At 53.1% G+C, this 15,954-nt stretch carries 16 protein-coding genes; 9 read left to right on the forward strand and 7 right to left on the reverse strand.

The genetic code is table 11. The features are described from left to right. The first annotated feature begins 27 nt into the window (after nt 1-27). Nucleotides 28-1,509 carry a glycerol kinase GlpK gene (gene glpK, locus ACTHYN_RS00205; RefSeq protein ID WP_441810581.1) on the forward strand — a complete coding sequence of 494 codons (1,482 nt, stop codon included), beginning with the start codon at nt 28-30 and terminating at the stop codon, nt 1,507-1,509. A gap of 19 nt (nt 1,510-1,528) precedes the next feature. Here glpK and ACTHYN_RS00210 read toward each other — a convergent pair whose 3' ends face one another. Further along, the gene (locus ACTHYN_RS00210) at nt 1,529-2,602 is read right to left on the reverse strand and encodes an ABC transporter ATP-binding protein (RefSeq protein ID WP_441810470.1); all 1,074 of its coding nucleotides are present in this window, start codon (nt 2,600-2,602) and stop codon (nt 1,529-1,531) included. Nucleotides 2,603-2,607: 5 nt separating this feature from the next. After that, nucleotides 2,608-3,522 carry an ornithine carbamoyltransferase gene (gene argF / locus ACTHYN_RS00215; RefSeq protein WP_441810471.1) on the reverse strand — a complete coding sequence of 305 codons (915 nt, stop codon included), beginning with the start codon at nt 3,520-3,522 and terminating at the stop codon, nt 2,608-2,610. A gap of 232 nt (nt 3,523-3,754) precedes the next feature. On the opposite strand from argF, the gene grxD reads away from it, so the two are divergent. After that, the gene (gene grxD, locus ACTHYN_RS00220) at nt 3,755-4,081 is read left to right on the forward strand and encodes a Grx4 family monothiol glutaredoxin (RefSeq protein ID WP_441810472.1); all 327 of its coding nucleotides are present in this window, start codon (nt 3,755-3,757) and stop codon (nt 4,079-4,081) included. A gap of 17 nt (nt 4,082-4,098) precedes the next feature. Here the strand turns inward: grxD and ACTHYN_RS00225 are convergent, their stop codons facing one another. The 5 genes from ACTHYN_RS00225 to ACTHYN_RS00245 form a co-directional block, all read right to left on the reverse strand. After that, nucleotides 4,099-4,881, reverse strand: a complete 783-nt coding sequence (locus ACTHYN_RS00225; protein WP_441810473.1) for an energy transducer TonB family protein — start codon at nt 4,879-4,881, stop codon at nt 4,099-4,101. Between the two features lie 81 nt (nt 4,882-4,962). After that, entirely contained in the window at nt 4,963-7,170 is a 2,208-nt protein-coding gene (locus ACTHYN_RS00230) for a DUF1631 domain-containing protein (RefSeq protein WP_441810474.1), read from the reverse strand. Between the two features lie 195 nt (nt 7,171-7,365). After that, nucleotides 7,366-7,968: a Yip1 family protein gene (locus ACTHYN_RS00235; RefSeq protein WP_441810475.1), complete on the reverse strand. Its 603-nt coding sequence runs from the start codon at nt 7,966-7,968 to the stop codon at nt 7,366-7,368. Between the two features lie 152 nt (nt 7,969-8,120). After that, a complete protein-coding gene (locus ACTHYN_RS00240) occupies nt 8,121-9,404 on the reverse strand; it encodes an HlyC/CorC family transporter (protein WP_441810476.1) in 1,284 nt (427 codons plus the stop codon). Nucleotides 9,405-9,486: 82 nt separating this feature from the next. Next, nucleotides 9,487-10,293 carry a cytochrome C assembly family protein gene (locus ACTHYN_RS00245; protein WP_441810477.1) on the reverse strand — a complete coding sequence of 269 codons (807 nt, stop codon included), beginning with the start codon at nt 10,291-10,293 and terminating at the stop codon, nt 9,487-9,489. 181 nt (nt 10,294-10,474) lie between these two features. Here ACTHYN_RS00245 and ffh point away from each other — a divergent pair, with 181 nt between their 5' ends. The 7 genes from ffh (at nt 10,475) to ACTHYN_RS00280 (ending at nt 15,857) form a co-directional block, all read left to right on the forward strand. Beyond that, nucleotides 10,475-11,863: a signal recognition particle protein gene (gene ffh, locus ACTHYN_RS00250; RefSeq protein WP_441810478.1), complete on the forward strand. Its 1,389-nt coding sequence runs from the start codon at nt 10,475-10,477 to the stop codon at nt 11,861-11,863. Nucleotides 11,864-12,027: 164 nt separating this feature from the next. Next, nucleotides 12,028-12,267: a 30S ribosomal protein S16 gene (gene rpsP / locus ACTHYN_RS00255; protein ID WP_441810479.1), complete on the forward strand. Its 240-nt coding sequence runs from the start codon at nt 12,028-12,030 to the stop codon at nt 12,265-12,267. A 24-nt stretch (nt 12,268-12,291) separates the two neighbouring features. Then, nucleotides 12,292-12,819, forward strand: a complete 528-nt coding sequence (gene rimM, locus ACTHYN_RS00260) for a ribosome maturation factor RimM (RefSeq protein WP_441810480.1) — start codon at nt 12,292-12,294, stop codon at nt 12,817-12,819. 3 nt (nt 12,820-12,822) lie between these two features. Further along, entirely contained in the window at nt 12,823-13,569 is a 747-nt protein-coding gene (trmD, locus tag ACTHYN_RS00265) for a tRNA (guanosine(37)-N1)-methyltransferase TrmD (RefSeq protein WP_441810481.1), read from the forward strand. Nucleotides 13,570-13,606: 37 nt separating this feature from the next. Beyond that, nucleotides 13,607-13,963 carry a 50S ribosomal protein L19 gene (gene rplS, locus ACTHYN_RS00270; protein WP_441810482.1) on the forward strand — a complete coding sequence of 119 codons (357 nt, stop codon included), beginning with the start codon at nt 13,607-13,609 and terminating at the stop codon, nt 13,961-13,963. Nucleotides 13,964-14,076: 113 nt separating this feature from the next. Next, nucleotides 14,077-14,979 (forward strand): site-specific tyrosine recombinase XerD, encoded by a 903-nt coding sequence (gene xerD, locus ACTHYN_RS00275; protein ID WP_441810483.1) that lies wholly within the window; start codon nt 14,077-14,079, stop codon nt 14,977-14,979. A 146-nt stretch (nt 14,980-15,125) separates the two neighbouring features. Further along, a complete protein-coding gene (locus ACTHYN_RS00280; RefSeq protein ID WP_441810484.1) occupies nt 15,126-15,857 on the forward strand; it encodes a DsbC family protein in 732 nt (243 codons plus the stop codon). The last annotated feature ends 97 nt before the right edge of the window (nt 15,858-15,954 follow it).

The raw sequence follows: 15,954 nt of genomic DNA on the forward strand, positions 1-15,954 counted from the left end.
GTAAACGACCGGACACCAGGATTTATGATGACCCGATATCTGCTTGCCATCGATCAGGGAACTACCAGCTCCCGAGCCATTGTTTTCGACCAGAGCGGCACCAGCGTTGCCACCGATCAACGGGAGTTCAGTCAGTATTTTCCTCGTGATGGCTGGGTAGAACATGATGCTGAAGAAATATGGGAGAGCACTTTGGCAGTGTGCCGTAATGCTCTTGATAAAGCGGCTATTGCGGCCTCAGAACTGGCGGGGGTTGGTATTACCAATCAACGGGAAACGACGGTTATCTGGGAGAGAGCCACGGGTAAACCGATTCATCGCGCGATTGTTTGGCAGGACAGGCGCACGGCCTCGTTATGTACCAAACTGAAAACGGATGGCCATGAGAGTAATGTTGTTGAGCGTACTGGTCTATTGATAGACCCTTACTTTTCAGCCACCAAGATTGCCTGGATACTGGATAATGTAGAAGGTGCCCGCGCTCGCGCAGAAGCGGGTGAGCTGGCGTTTGGCACTATAGATAGCTGGCTGCTCTGGAACCTCACATGTGGCCACTCACATTTTACCGATGCCACTAACGCTTCCCGAACGGCACTGTTCAATATTCACGAGCAAACCTGGGACGATGAGCTGCTATCACTGTTTCGGGTGCCCAAAGCATTGTTGCCAGAGGTTCTCGACAGTGCTGCAAATTATGGCCAAACCGATGCCAAATGGCTTGGCGCGCCGGTTATGGTGGCGGGTATTGCGGGCGATCAGCAGGCCGCACTTATTGGCCAGGCCTGTTTTGAGCCGGGCATGGCCAAGAGCACCTATGGCACTGGATGCTTTTTGATGGTTAATACTGGCCCCAAAGCTGTGCGGTCTGAAAACCGCCTGCTTACAACGGTGGCGTATCGCCTGAATGGCAAACCCTGTTACGCGGTGGAAGGCAGTATTTTTGTGGCAGGCGCAGCCATGCAATGGTTACGTGATGGTTTGAAGCTGATTGAGCATGCCAATGAATCTGCCGCCCATGCGGAAACAGTGGGTGTAGATAACCCGGTGTATTTGGTGCCTGCGTTCACCGGATTGGGTGCGCCCCACTGGGATCCCCATGCCCGGGGAGCCATTATGGGGCTAACCCGGGATACGGGTATCGGTGAAATTGTCACCGCAGGGTTGCAATCGGTGTGCTATCAAACCAAGGATTTGGTTCGGGCAATTCAGAATGACGGTGCGGCTCTGGCTTCGCTTCGTGTAGACGGCGGTATGGCGGTTAACGACTGGCTGATGCAGTTCCTGGCAGATATTCTGAACGTGACCGTTGATCGCCCCCGGATAACTGAAACGACGGCGCTGGGCGCCGCTTATCTTGCCGGTTTGCAAACCGGAGTTTATGACAACCTGGAGCAGGTTGCAGAGCTTTGGGGGTGCGAGAGGCAGTTTCACGCCAGCATGCGGCCAGCGCTACGCGAGTCGCTTTATGCGGGGTGGCTAGACGCTATCGAGCGTGTCTGTAACAACTGAAGAGCCTTTGTGCTGGCCTTCAGTTATTGCGTTCAAAGGCAATAAGGTGATCGGCTTCGACTCTTACCGGCACCGTTTCGCCCAGGTGGAAGTCCAGATGGCTGCGAAACAGCGTCTCGAATTCTGTATCTTCGGAACAGCGGAAGCGGTAAAGCGTGGAGGTACCGGCAAATGTTTTCTCAACGACTTTCGGGCGTAGGTCTGAATCTGCATCGTAGACAATATCGTCGGGGCGTATGAGCACGTCCACCAGGGTGCCCGGGGACCAGTTATAGGCTCGGTTACCGTGAAGAACGCCCAGTTCGGATTCTATAATGTCTGGTCCCACGGCCTTTCCTGGAACAAACCCGCCTTGCCCCACAAAACTGGCCACAAATCGGTTGGCTGGTTCGTGGTACAGGTTGTAGGGTACATCCCATTGTTGGATTTTACCGCTTTGAAGCACTGCCACCTGGTCACACATGGCAAAGGCTTCTTGCTGATCGTGGGTGACCAGAATGGCGCTAATGCCGAGCGTTTTCAGGATGTCGCGAACGTCCAGGCTAAGCCTGCGACGCAGGTCGGCATCCAGGTTGGAGAACGGCTCGTCCAGAAGAATCAGCGTTGGCTCCGGAGCAAGGGCCCGCGCCAGTGCTACCCGCTGCTGTTGCCCTCCGGAGAGTTGGTGGGGGTAGCTGTCTGCCAAATCCTGCAAGTGAACCACGTGCAGCAGCTCCATAACCTTGCTGCGTTTCTCGGCTTTGTTCAGCCCGCGTAATCCGAAGCCCACGTTATCCGCAATGCTCAGGTGCGGGAACAGGGCGTAATCCTGGAATACCATGCCAATGCGACGTTTTTCGGGGGCAAGTGTGCGGCCGGGCAGGCTGATTTGTTGAGATTGCAGGCTGATCTCGCCTCCCGTCAGGGGGAGAAATCCGGCCAGAGCCCGCAAAATGGTGCTTTTACCGCAACCGCTTGGCCCAAGCAGGCAGCCAATATCGCCGTGACTGAGTGCAAAGTTGACATCTTTTACAACGTCTACTCCGCCATAGCCACAAGTGAGTTTGCTTACTTCAAGCAACCAGTTATCGATGGTCGTTTCAGAGGCGCTCATAAAACCTAGTCCTGGCGGTTCAGAATCAAGAATTCCAGCAGAGCTTTCTGGGCATGAAGCCGATTTTCAGCCTCGTCCCAAATGACGGAGCCGGGGTGCTCGATCATGTCTGCAGAGATTTCCTCGCCACGGTGGGCGGGCAAACAATGCATGAGTAGCGCGTCTTTATCAGCTACATCCATCAAGCCTTGGTTGATTTGATAGTTGCTAAAGGCTTTCTCCCGGGCTTTTTGCTCGTCTTCCTGGCCCATGGAGGCCCAAACATCGGTAACCAGCAGGTTTGCATGGCGGGCCGCTTCTTCAGGTTCGCGCATGAGTGTGATGTGGGAGCCATGGGTTTTTGCCAGTTCTGCATCCGGCTCGTAGCCCTCGGGAGTGGCTATGTTCAAGTGAAAACCGAACTGCTTGGCGGCGTTGATATAGGAATGGCACATGTTGTTGCCATCGCCAATCCAGGCCACCGTAGCCCCCCGAATACTGCCGCGATGTTCGCGGTAGGTTTGCATATCTGCCAGCAGCTGGCAGGGGTGGAAATCGTCCGTCAAGGCGTTGATGACTGGCGCCTGTGAGGCCTTGGCAAATGTCTCGACCGTCTTATGGGCGAAGGTGCGGATCATCACCGCATCTACCATGCTGGAAATCACAATAGCGGAGTCTTCTATGGGTTCGCCACGGCCGAGCTGTGTGTCCCTGGGGGAGAGAAACAGGGCAGAGCCACCAAGCTGGGCCATGCCGGCTTCAAAAGAGACCCGGGTGCGAGTTGACGACTTTTCAAAAATCATCGCCAACACGCGATTTTTCAATGAATCTCTGGTTATGCCCTGGCGCCATTCGGTCCGGAGCTTGGCGCCATGATCTACCAAGTCTTCCAGCTCGGTTGTGGTCATATCATTCAGTGTCAGAAAATGCCTTGCTGCCATAGGATGGCCCTTACCTTGGTGAAGCCCAGGATGAGTATAAATACTGGTGAAAAAAAGGGGGCATCAAGTCTAGCCCTTCGCGCTAATGAAGACAACGCTGCGGGCACCGGCCTTGCCTTGTGTCAAATTACGAGGTTTGTTGAGCGGCTCGCCCGACGTGTACAATGATTGCCAGTGAGCATAGTTGCAACAGCGCAAATAAGCGGTTCCTTTTAACCAGAGGTGAATGTTTATGGACATTAACGAAACCATTAAAACCCAGCTGTCAGAGAATCCAATCATTCTGTACATGAAAGGGTCGCCCCAGGCGCCACAATGTGGCTTTTCGTCTAAAACGTCACAAGCGTTGATGGCGTGTGGCGAGCGCTTTGCGTTCGTGAATATTCTGGATAATCAAGAGCTGCGTGAAGGCCTGAAAGTGTATTCAAGCTGGCCGACCTATCCGCAACTCTATGTTAACGGTGAGTTGGTTGGTGGTTGCGATATCATCATGGAGATGTCAGAAAACGGCGAGTTGGCGACGCTTGTAAAAGAAGCTGCCAAACAAGCTGAGGCTTGATTCGCCTTCCGTACTGATTAAAGCCGAGACGGAGAGAATACCAGCTTTACTGCGAAACGGTTTTTTCCGCCCTGATCAGGCGGCGGCTCCGGGTAGGGGCTGGCTGATAGCGCGGCCCGGTGGGCAGCGCTATCTATTTGCTCATTGCCTGTCGATGTAATCACTTTCGCTCTGGTCAGCGCGCCATTACCCATTAACTGAAGCTCAATCTCCATGGATTTGGTGTCGGTAAGTGCGCCGATTGCCGGTATTCTCTGGGTTTCGAGCTGTGTGGCCAAATGCATGGCTAACTTGACCAGGTAAGGGTCCTGCTCAACGGGTGACTGCGTAATTCTTGTGACTTCCTCTGCGACCTCTTCCCCCGAAACCTGCGTGCGAGAGCCTGATTTTGATGGAGAACTGGCAGCGCGTGACGGTGTCACTGGCTCGGTTTGATTTTTCTTTTGTCTGGTTTTCGAAACTTGTGGCTCTTTGCTGTTAGCTGTCTTCTGATTCGAACGACGGCTGGAAAGCACAGGTTCTGCGGGTTTAGAGTCGCTTTGGTCCGGTGTTATCTCAAATTGTGGATTGCGAACGGGGCTTTTTTCGCCCGAAACCGGGGCGTGGGCTGTTGGTGTGCTATGGCTGTTTTTTGCCCCCACCAACTCAAGGTTTAACTGTTGACGGTGTTGTACCGGAACGTTCTGCACAATGGCAGGAACGCTGGACAGCAGTAATGTGTGGATCAGGAACGCAGTTGATAAGGTCAGGGCGATCCGATACTTGGCCGGAAGGCTATTATGGCTGCCATGCTCCAGCATCTATCTCTGGTTGCTCCATTTATGGCTAGGTGACCGCTGCCCTGGCCATGGCCCGCAGGTTAGCTGCGAGCCCGGGCCGATTCAGGCAGTTTTGCTGCGTAGAGAGCCGACCACGGCATTCAGCGCCCGGTCGATGAATGCCCCTTGTTCCAGCAGTGTTAATCTTCCGCGCCGCATCTCATGGGCGAGCTCCACGCGAGGCTTTTCAATAACCTTCAGGCCCATGCGATTCACAAAAACAAAGCAGTCTGCTTCTTCAATGATTGCCGAAAGTTTGCACCGGAAACTGGCGCCGTTCACCAACCGGAATTCCACCCAGTTCCCTATTTCTATGCTGTCTATCTGAACCATAAACTCGGCAATGGCGGCATCTTCAGGCTGAAGGGCAGCTTTGTTTCTGGCTTCATCCGGGTCTTCATGCTGAATTTCGGGCTTTTCCCTCATGTCCATGCTGGAACTTGCGCGAAATGCTTCCGCCAGTTCGTATTTGAGCTGGCTCATGGTGTCGTCAAGTTTTGAGGTGTTGTAGGAAACCTCTTCCAGCCCGGCACGAAGTGATTTAAGCAAGCTGGGAACAACGCGAACCCACTGATCTCTCTCGGTATCTTCATAGTGTGGATGAAGGCACCAGATCAGATCATCGACAACTTTTACACTGTCCTGCCAGCGATGCTCAACATCGTCCCTCAAATAGGCCAGAAACATGAACCGGCTCCAGCCATTAACGAGAACGTTATAGACAGGCTCGGGAAGCTGCTGGTACCGGGATACTCTCTCATGAATAACTCTATCGACCAATTCTTGCGCTTTTTGGGATTTGATACGGCCCCGTTCGGACTCGCGAGTACGTTGTTCTACCAGCGATGCCTTGCGATTCTCCCGGGCAAGGAACTCTTCAAACTCATCGTTCAGTGTTTCAAACAGGGTTATGTCACCATCGAACTCACTGAGAATTCTCTGCACAATGCCGTGAATCCTCTCGTACAGCTTATCCCGGGTTTTCTCATCGCTATTGCTCCAGCCAATGCCAGCCCTGGCAAGCGCGTTAAGGAGTTTGCGTGCAGGGTGTGTGGTTTTGCTGAAAAAGCTTTTATCCTTGATGACAACTTTCAGGATTGGTATCTGCAACCGGCTGATCAGGACCTGTATCGGGGCAGAGAGGTTGTAATCATCTAGAATGAATTCGAAAAGCATGGATACAAGGTTGATCAGGTCCTCGTCCATTTCCTTGAGCGCTGGCTTTTTTCCATCGCTGGGGCTGGTCTGGGACAGTATTTTTTGAATCGTATCGCGAATATCAACCGTAAGCGGCTCACCCGCACTCAGGTTGTTTCCGGTGTTGGCCTGGGTGTTGAAAGGTAGCGAGGCTAATAAACTTGCCAGTTCATTGCCGCCAATAATCCGAATGCCGGGATCATGCTGTCGCGATGGTATACCCGCGTTGGCCCTCTGCTGTGCCAGTAGCTGGTGTATTTGCTCGAATACGGCATTATTGGCCTGGCTGCCAGCCTGGTGGTTTTCACCTGAGGCTGCGGTGCCCTCAGGGCTTCCGGTTTCGGCCTGATCACCCGGGGTGCTGTGTTGCTGGCCGCTTGTTCCGCGATACCGGAAGTGGGGGATGATGCCTGCCTGAATGAGGATCCGGTTTGCCTCATCTAACAGCATGCCCAGGTTGGATATTACATAGCGATCAAACTGCTTGAGCAGAATTAATCGTTCACGGATCTGAATTTCCAGCGCTTGAATAGCACCGGTGAATGCGCTGCAAAGATGTTCCGGCGCCATAGGGTTAACGGGCGATTCGTTTGAAGCACCGTCGTAAACCTCATTAAAGCGGGTCTGCAATTGTAGCAATGGGCCCTGGAAGTGAATTTTGGCCTTGGTGACCATGGCATTCAGGGCAACCTGCTCTTCCAGATCGTCATTACCGACCAGTGCCAGGTTGTCCGCATTGGTTTGCTGCCCCAAAGCGTCATTCTGCGTGGGGCCTGTGTGGGGAGGGTTAGCAAAAAAATGCACAATGGTATTTTGAAATTGGCGCTCTACGCCTTTGCGCTTGATGCGGATTTCCCGCATAGCTTCAAAAAAGCGGTTTTGTTCGTTATTGCTGCGAGCATTGTTGGCCAGTTCAAATAAAGAATCGTCAACGGCATCAAATGCGCCCTGCAGCAGATCTCCTAACCCGGCGACAACTGTGTCGCGAATGCGGGTAACCTCCACTGGAAGCGGTTTGCTGTTGCCCGCTTCTCTGTGTTCATGAAGGTAATGTATGCCGGACGGCTTGTTCATGGCCGACTCCTGTTTGCGGCTCAACCGGGTATGTAACCGAGCTTGACTGACTGTTTTTGATTATAGGATGAATTTACCGCATTTTCGGCTGTGTTAATATGCATAAAATCAGATATTGAACGAAAACAAAAAGAAAGGGTGCTCCTTGGGAGCACCCTTTGGCTTTTTGTTGGCATGCATGTGGAATTCTGGTATTCAGGTCACATATATTGGACCCACACCCATACTCCAGATCACTACGCTCATTGCAAGTAATGCAACGAACATAACCAGCCCGACGGTCAGCACTGCGGTGGCAAACATGAAGCCACGGCTTTCCGGAATCTTCATCAGGATGGGGAGCCCTTCATACAGCAGATATACCGCGTAGGCGATCGCAACCAGCCCGGCCAGCATATTCACCCAGATGTTGGGGTACACCGCGATCACACCGATCAGAAAAATAGGTGTGGCGGTGTAAGCCGCCATGGTAACCCCCCGAGGCGTCCTGTCGACAGCATCGTAAGTGGCTGCGAAGAAATCAATAAATTTACCGAGAATGAATATGCCCGCGAGCATGACGGCATAAAAGAGTACTGACAGAGTGAATGCGCTGCCGACTGACAGGCGGGTAACCTGCCCGTCGCCTATTTGCCAGCCAATCTGTGAGGTGCCAACGAAACCAGCTACGGCCGGTATCAGTGCAAGAAGCAGGACATGCCCCGTATACAGGCGAGCGACTGATTCAGATTCTTTCCGGATGGATTCCCACGCCTGGTCGGGATTGGTCAGAAGGCCAAAGGTATTTGTCAGACTCATGAATAAACTCCCACTGATTGTTGTTGTGTCGAGCTTATCCTTAGTGTTGTCAGAGGATTGATAAGCGTCAAGGTGCCGCTTAAACTTTGATGTTCTATGGGATTGAACAGGCTATAACCCAATCGCCTATGCGCGGGCGCCGGCCATCCGTGTCAGGTTATGGAGAGTGGCCGTTTCTTGCGTTTTACCGGGTGCACAATGGCAGCTTTTACCACATTGTCCTTGATTTGGAGAACTTCCACCCGGTGGCCGTCTACTTTCAGGCAGACGTTGGTATCCGGGATGTTCTCCAGGGTTTCCGTGATCAGGCCGTTGAGAGTCTTGGGGCCGTCTGTAGGCAGGTTCCAGCCCAGGGTTTTGTTGATAGTGCGCACGGCGGCTGTGCCGTCAATAATGAAGGTGCCGTTTTCCTGGGGGATAATGTCGGGGCTGGTGGCGGCATAGTCTGTTGTGAACTCGCCAACAATTTCTTCGAGAATGTCTTCCAGGGTAGCCAGTCCGAGAACATCGCCATACTCGTCTACCACAATACCGAACCTGCGTTTCTCTTTTTGAAAGTTGATGAGCTGGGTATTGAGTGGTGTGCTCTCAGGCACGAAGTAGGGCTCCTGACAAAGCTGCATAATCATCGCCTTGTTTATTTCGTCCTGCTGCAGCAATTTGGCTATGCTGCGCATATGCAAGATGCCCCTAATGTCGTTTATATCGCCTTTCAGTACCGGTAATCGTGTGTGTTGGCTGTTTCTCAGTTGTCGGAGAATCGTGTCGGTGTCGTCTTCCAGGTCTATGCCTGAGACTTCGTTGCGCGGCACCATAATGTCATTTACGGTTACTTTCTCCAGATCCAGAATGCTTACAAGCATATCCTTGTGCTTGGCGGGTATCAGTGCGCCGGCTTCATTCACCAGGGTTCTCAGTTCTTCCCGGCTGAGGTGGTCGCGGGCGGCGTCGCTCGCAGAAATTCTGAGAATTCTGAGAATAGCGCCTGTAAACAGATTGACCGCCCAGACAATGGGGTAAAGTATTTTAAGTAGCGGCCCTAATATATAGCTTGCCGGAAAGGCGATTTTTTCTGGAAACAGGGCTGCCAGGGTCTTTGGCGTTACCTCGGCAAAAATCAGAATAACGATGGTTAGTAGCAATGTGGCAATGGCAATGCCTGCATCACCCCAGATGCGAATGGCTATAACCGTGGCGATGGAGGACGCCAGAATGTTTACAAAGTTGTTGCCTATGAGGATGATGCCGATTAGCTGATCCGTGCGCTGCAACAATCCCTGCGCCCGCTTTGCGCCTTTGTGGCCCGTTTTCGCCATATGTTTGAGGCGATATTTGTTGAGCGACATCATGCCGGTTTCGGAACTGGAAAAAAACGCCGACAGCATGATCAGCCCGACCAGAATAATCGACAGCGCAGTAAGCGATGTACCGTCCAAACCAAGGGTGTCCTTATGTTGCTTACAAGTAGCGAAAGTAGGTTGTGATTGTGCCTGGTGTCAAGAGTGTGCGAGCAGCGGGCTAGCCACCTTTGTTGAAGACAAGTTCAAGAGCGAACTTGCTGCCGTAAAAGGCCACCATCAGGAGGGCGCAGCCAGCTAGTGTCCAGCGGCTTGCAGTCATGCCGCGCCAGCCTTTCGTATAGCGCCCGACAAGTAGCGCGACGAATACCAGCAGCGAAAGCAGTGAAAATACAGTTTTGTGTGCCAGGTGTTGCGCGAACAGGTTTTCTATAAACAAGGCGCCGGTCACAATGGCGAGGATGAGTATAACGACGCCGGCCCACACCATTTCGAAAAGCAGGGATTCCATGGTTTGCAGTGGCGGCAGATTGCGCACCAGCGCACTGTTGTAATTTTGTTTCAGTTGCCGGTTCTGGAAGTAAAGCAGTGTCGCCTGTATAGCCGCCAGGGAAAACAGGCTGTAGGCTGTGACTGACAACGCGATGTGAGAAAGGACACCATAGCTCTCATCAGAGACCACGCGGGAGGGCGTCTGCGTGATCAAGGTTGTAACAATGGTGAAAGCGGCCAGGGGGTATACGCCCAGGAAAAGGCTCTGAACCGGCTTTTTCAGGTTGAGCCCCAGCAGAAGAAAAACGATCAGCCAGGAAATTAATACGGAGCTTTTGAAGAGGCCAAAGTCTACACCACCATCATGGTGTACGGTTTGGGTAATCAGAAGCCCATGGGCGGCGAGCGCCAACATGCCTATAACTGTGGTGATCGCAATGTTACTGTGCACGCGTCCACGAAAGTGAAGCACCTGCAAAGCGGTGCCGATGCTGTACAGAAAAAGTGAGGTGACCGCGAGAATCAGCGTTCCCATGACTTCCTTATTAACCGCTGTGCTGGCTGGAGATCGACAGGCCTGGCTGTCGATTTGACCGGGTTGGTCGTTTCAGAACGATAGTCTGGTTATAATGTCCCTATTATGCAATAGGAATCAAGGAGCCAACGCTGGCTCTGAGGTATACGCACTCAATTTATCCGGGGTACGGAAGAGCAACATGTTTGAGAACCTCCAAGACCGACTTTCCGGCAGCTTGCGCAAGATTTCGGGTCAGGCGCGGCTTACCGACGACAATATAAAGGACACTCTCCGCGAAGTACGCAAGGCGCTGTTGGAGGCCGACGTAGCCCTTCCGGTAGTGAAAGATTTTGTTGAGGGTGTTCGTCAGCGAGCTATCGGGCAGGAAGTTCAGCGCAGTCTTTCCCCGGGCCAGGTGTTTGTAAAGGTTGTTCAGCAGGAACTTGAGCGGGTGATGGGCGAGGGCAATGAAACCCTCAATCTTGCCGTTCAGCCACCTGCGGTGATTATGATGGCCGGCCTTCAGGGGGCGGGTAAAACCACAACAGTAGCGAAACTGTCGCGTTTTCTGAAAGAGCGCCAGAAAAAATCCGTTATGGTGGTGAGTGCTGATGTTTACCGACCAGCTGCGATTCAGCAACTGGAGACGCTGGCTGGCGAAGTGGGCGTTGAGTTTTTCCCCAGTACGGCTGATCAGGACCCTGTCGCTATTGCTGAGGGTGCCGTTATGGCGGCCCGCAAGAAGCACATAGATGTTGTGATCCTCGACACCGCAGGCCGGCTGCACGTTGATGAACAAATGATGGGTGAGATTGGCCGTTTGAACAAAGCGGTCAAACCGATCGAGACGCTGTTTGTGGTTGATGCCATGACAGGGCAAGACGCCGCCAATACCGCCAAGGCCTTTAACGACGCCTTGCCGCTGACGGGCGTGGTCCTCACAAAGACGGATGGCGATGCCCGTGGCGGTGCCGCGCTTTCAGTGAGACATATCACTGGCAAGCCGATCAAGTTTTTGGGTGTGGGTGAGAAGTCCGATGCCCTGGAACCGTTTTATCCGGACCGGGTTGCTTCCCGGATCCTTGGTATGGGCGATGTGCTTTCCCTTATAGAGGATGCAGAGCGCAAGCTGGATCAGAAGAAGGCCCAGAAGCTCACCAAGAAGATCAAAAAAGGTAAGAGTTTTGACCTTGAGGATTTTCGCGACCAGCTTCAACAGATGAAGAGCATGGGTGGTATCGGTGGTTTAATGGATAAGTTGCCGGGCATGGGGCAAATGGCGCAGGTAGCTCAGCAGCAGGTCAATGACAAGTCCATGGGTCAGTTGGAGGCGATCATCTGTTCAATGACGTCAAAAGAGCGCCGTCACCCGGATGTGATTAATAATTCTCGTAAGCGCCGCATCGCAACTGGCTCTGGTACGCAGATACAGGATGTGAACCGTCTGCTCAAGCAGCACAAGCAAATGCAGAAAATGATGAAAAAATTTGGCAAAAAAGGCGGTATGGCGAATATGATGCGCGGTCTTGGTGGTATGATGCCGCCAGGCGGTGGCGGCGGTGGAATGCCGCCTATGGGTCGTATGTAAAAGGCCTTACATGGAAAACCTGGAAACAGTGGGTTTTCCTGTTTTCTTTGGCGCGTATTTAGCATAGAATAGCGCCCCTTTCGAGTATGGGTCTTCGCGTTAGCTACTATTGTGGTCGGCGTGGAACGTACAAAGTTCGTATAACAGAACAGGATATTGGTTAAATGGTAACAATCCGTTTGGCTCGCGGCGGCTCCAAGAAGCGCCCGTTCTATCATCTAACAGTCACCGACAGCCGCAAATCACGTGATGGCAGCTTCATCGAGCGTGTTGGCTTCTTTAACCCGGTTGCACAGGGCCAGGAAGAGCGTCTGCGCGTTGATCGTGATCGTGTAAATTTCTGGATTGGTCGCGGTGCACAGCCCAGCGATCGCGTTACGCAGCTGCTAAAGGCTGCTGAGTAAGTTTTACTGCCGCCGGGGGGTTGTATGACGCAGAATTCGCAGGAAACTGTGATCGGTCGAATCACCTCGGTATTTGGGGTCAAAGGGTGGTTAAAGGTTTATTCCTTCACCGACCCCAAAGAAGGAATACTTAACTATACCAACTGGATTCTGGATCTGGATGGTAAGCGTATTCCGGTAAAGTTTGAGGAAGGTCGTCGCCAAGGGCAGGCGATCGTTGTCAGGCTTAAAGGTATTAGCGATCGTGAACTTGCGCGCACTTATTGTGGTGCAGAAGTCAAGGTTCCAACAGCTGAGTTGCCCGAGCTCCCTGAAGGTGAGTTCTATTGGCGGCAGCTGCAGGGTCTTGATGTGTTTACGGTGGAGGGTGAATGCCTCGGGCATGTGGATCACCTGATAGAGACGGGTTCCAATGATGTGCTGGTGGTACATGCAACGCCAGGCTCCATAGATCAACGCGAGCGCCTGATCCCTTATCGACCTGACGAAGTTGTCCGGGAGATTAATCTGGCAGAGCACAAGCTGGTCGTAGACTGGGATCCGGAGTTCTGACGGATGTGGATTGGCGCAGTTAGCCTGTTTCCGGACATGTTCCAGGCGGTAACGGATTACGGGATAACGGGCAGGGCAGTGCGCGATGGTCTTCTGACCTTTGGCAGCTGGAATCCTCGTGACTTCACTCACGATCGTCACCGCACCGTTGATGACCGTCCCTATGGGGGTGGCCCCGGCATGCTGATGAAAATTCAGCCGCTCAGGGATGCCATTCACGCAGCGCGGGAAACGGCGCCAGGAAAAGCTTGCGTGGTTTATCTTTCACCCCAGGGTGAAGCGCTGAACCAGGCTGTGGTTGAGTCGCTTGCGGCGGAAGAACATTTGATTCTGGTAGCGGGTCGTTATGAAGGCGTTGATGAACGTCTGATAGCGGCAGAAGTCGACCGGGAAATATCACTGGGAGACTTTGTGCTCTCTGGTGGCGAAGTGGCAGCTATGGCTGTGATTGATGCGGTTACACGCCTCATCCCCGGAGCGCTGGGTCATGCGCAGTCGGCAGAGCAGGATTCTTTTGCTGACGGTTTGCTGGATTGTCCGCACTACACCCGGCCCGAAGTTTACGAAGGTCAGGCGGTGCCGGATATTTTGTTAGGCGGTCACCATGGTCAGATCCGGCGTTGGCGACTAAAACAGTCGCTGAGGCGAACCCGGGAGCGACGCCCCGACCTGTTGGAAAAACGGGTGCTTACGGACGAAGAGCGTGAGCTGCTGGGTGAGATTTTAAACGAACCGTGTGCCTCTGAATAATCAGGGCATTAAAAGATTAGGTATCAGGAGCATTACGATGAGCGGCAAGAACAACATCATCAATCAACTCGAAACAGAACAGATGACCAAGGAAACTCCTGCGTTCGCGCCGGGTGATACCGTGGTTATTCAGGTTCGTGTAACGGAAGGTGCCCGTGAGCGTCTGCAGGCGTTCGAAGGCGTTGTCATTGGTAAGCGTAACCGTGGCATGAACTCCTCGTTCACCGTACGGAAAATTTCTTACGGCGTAGGCGTTGAGCGTACTTTCCAGACCTTCTCCAAGCTGATCGATAGCATTACAGTGAAGCGTCGTGGTGATGTTCGCCAGGCCAAGCTTTACTACTTGCGCGAGCTTTCTGGTAAGGCAGCACGCATCAAGGAAAAGCTGAGCTGATCAGCAATTTACTGACCAGTTTTGCAGAAAAAAGGCAGCCCCAGGGCTGCCTTTTTTGTCTTTGGCGAGCGAGAATGTAACATTGCAAGTAGAAGCTTTCTGAGGGCAATGGTGTGAGAGCAGAGGATGAGTCTGTGATTGCTCGTTTTGTTGATGCAGTATGGCTTGAAGATGGCCTGAGTGAGCAAACCCGTCAAGCATACCGCAGCGATTTGCAGCGCTTGGCGGAATGGTTGGAAAGTCAGCCCGGGAGGCCGCTAATAGTTGAAACTCGGCGGGCAGATTTGCTTGCCTGGATGGCCAGTGGGCTTGCACAGGGGGTTAAAACCTCGACAGCTGCCCGTCGCCTCTCGGGTATGCGCCGTTTCTTTCGGTATTTGCTTCGGGAGAGGTTGGTTTCTGAAGATCCCACGTTGCGTATAGACAGCCCTAAATTGTCGCGGCGGTTGCCGGATTCCTTAACGGAGGAGGAGGTCGATGCACTTTTGGCTGAGCCGGACCCCGGTTTGCCGATTGAGCAGCGGGATAAAGCCATGCTGGAGATTCTTTACGGTTGTGGCTTGCGGGTATCTGAACTCACTGGCTTGCGGGTTGATCAGGTGAACCTTCGCCAGGGTGTGGTGCGGGTAGCAGGCAAGGGCGATAAAGAGCGTCTGGTTCCCTTGGGTGAAGAGGCAGTAGACCGGTTGCTTGAATACATGAAAGAGGGGCGTTTGGAGTTGCTTAAGGGGCAAGCCTGCGATGCGCTTTTTCCAGGCAGCCGGGCGGTGGCTATGACGCGACAGGCGTTCTGGTACCGCGTTCGTCATTACGCGGCACGCATCGGTATTCGTAAGCATTTGTCTCCTCATACACTGCGGCATGCCTTTGCAACTCATCTGCTTAACCATGGCGCCGACCTGCGAGTCGTTCAGATGCTGTTGGGCCATTCTGACCTTTCCACGACTCAGATCTACACGCATGTGGCGCGTCAACGCCTGCAGTCGTTGCATCAGACTCATCATCCCCGTGGTTGAATCCGGGAATTTTAGGTAAGGTGTTGCTTTGAACTTTTGTGGCGCCCAGGTGTCGCATTGTTTCGGCTGAATGATTCACTTCATGGCTAGTGTGATTAACCCCGCGAGCCCAATAAGTATCTGACTAAAAAGGTATGTTTGCCAGAATGAATGTAAAGCGTTTTTTTATGGTCGCTATGCTGGCCGCCAGCGTTCTGGGCTCGCCCTTCAGTGTAGCGGGAGGCGTTGAAGATAGCATTAGCGAGCGGCTCTCTGATTCTGTGCCTGGGCTGCAGATAACGTCTGTGCGCGAAACTGAAGCCAAGGGACTTTATGAGGTGCGAAGCAGCAACGGGGAAACTGTCTATACCACCTCGGATGGCCAGTATTTGTTAACCGGTGACTTGTTGAAAATCACCAGCAGTGGCATAGCCAACGTGACAGAGAGTGCGAGAGCCGGCGATCGGCGCAGCGCCATGAAGCGCTACGGCAGCAACGACGTTATCAGCTACAAAGCCAGCAACGAGAAAGCGGTTATTAGTGTGTTTACTGATATCGACTGCCCGTACTGCCGCAAACTCCACGATGAGGTGCCGCAGCTTAACGATTACGGTATTACCGTAAATTATTACGCTTATCCGCGCTCTGGACCGGGCACGCCTTCGTTTACAAAGTACGCTTCCGTATGGTGTGCAGAGGATCCGCAGGCCGCGATGGATTCCGCGAAAGCCGGTAAAACAGTTGCGACAACGACCTGCGACGATCCGGTACTGGCGCAGTTTGAGCTGGGCCGTCGGGTAGGCGTTACGGGCACGCCGGCCATTGTGCTCGAAGATGGTAATGTCGTGCGCGGCTACGTTCCAGCCCGGAATCTGGCCGAAGGCCTGGGCTTGCTCTAAAGCGTGGGTAAGGAGAGGGCACCCCTCACTGGTTTGTTCGTGTGACCCGCTTTTGGTTCAGGGCTTATTCAGCAGGCTCTGAACCGGTATACTATGC

The organism is Marinobacter sp. (assembly GCF_052091845.1).
Lineage (GTDB): Bacteria > Pseudomonadota > Gammaproteobacteria > Pseudomonadales > Oleiphilaceae > Marinobacter.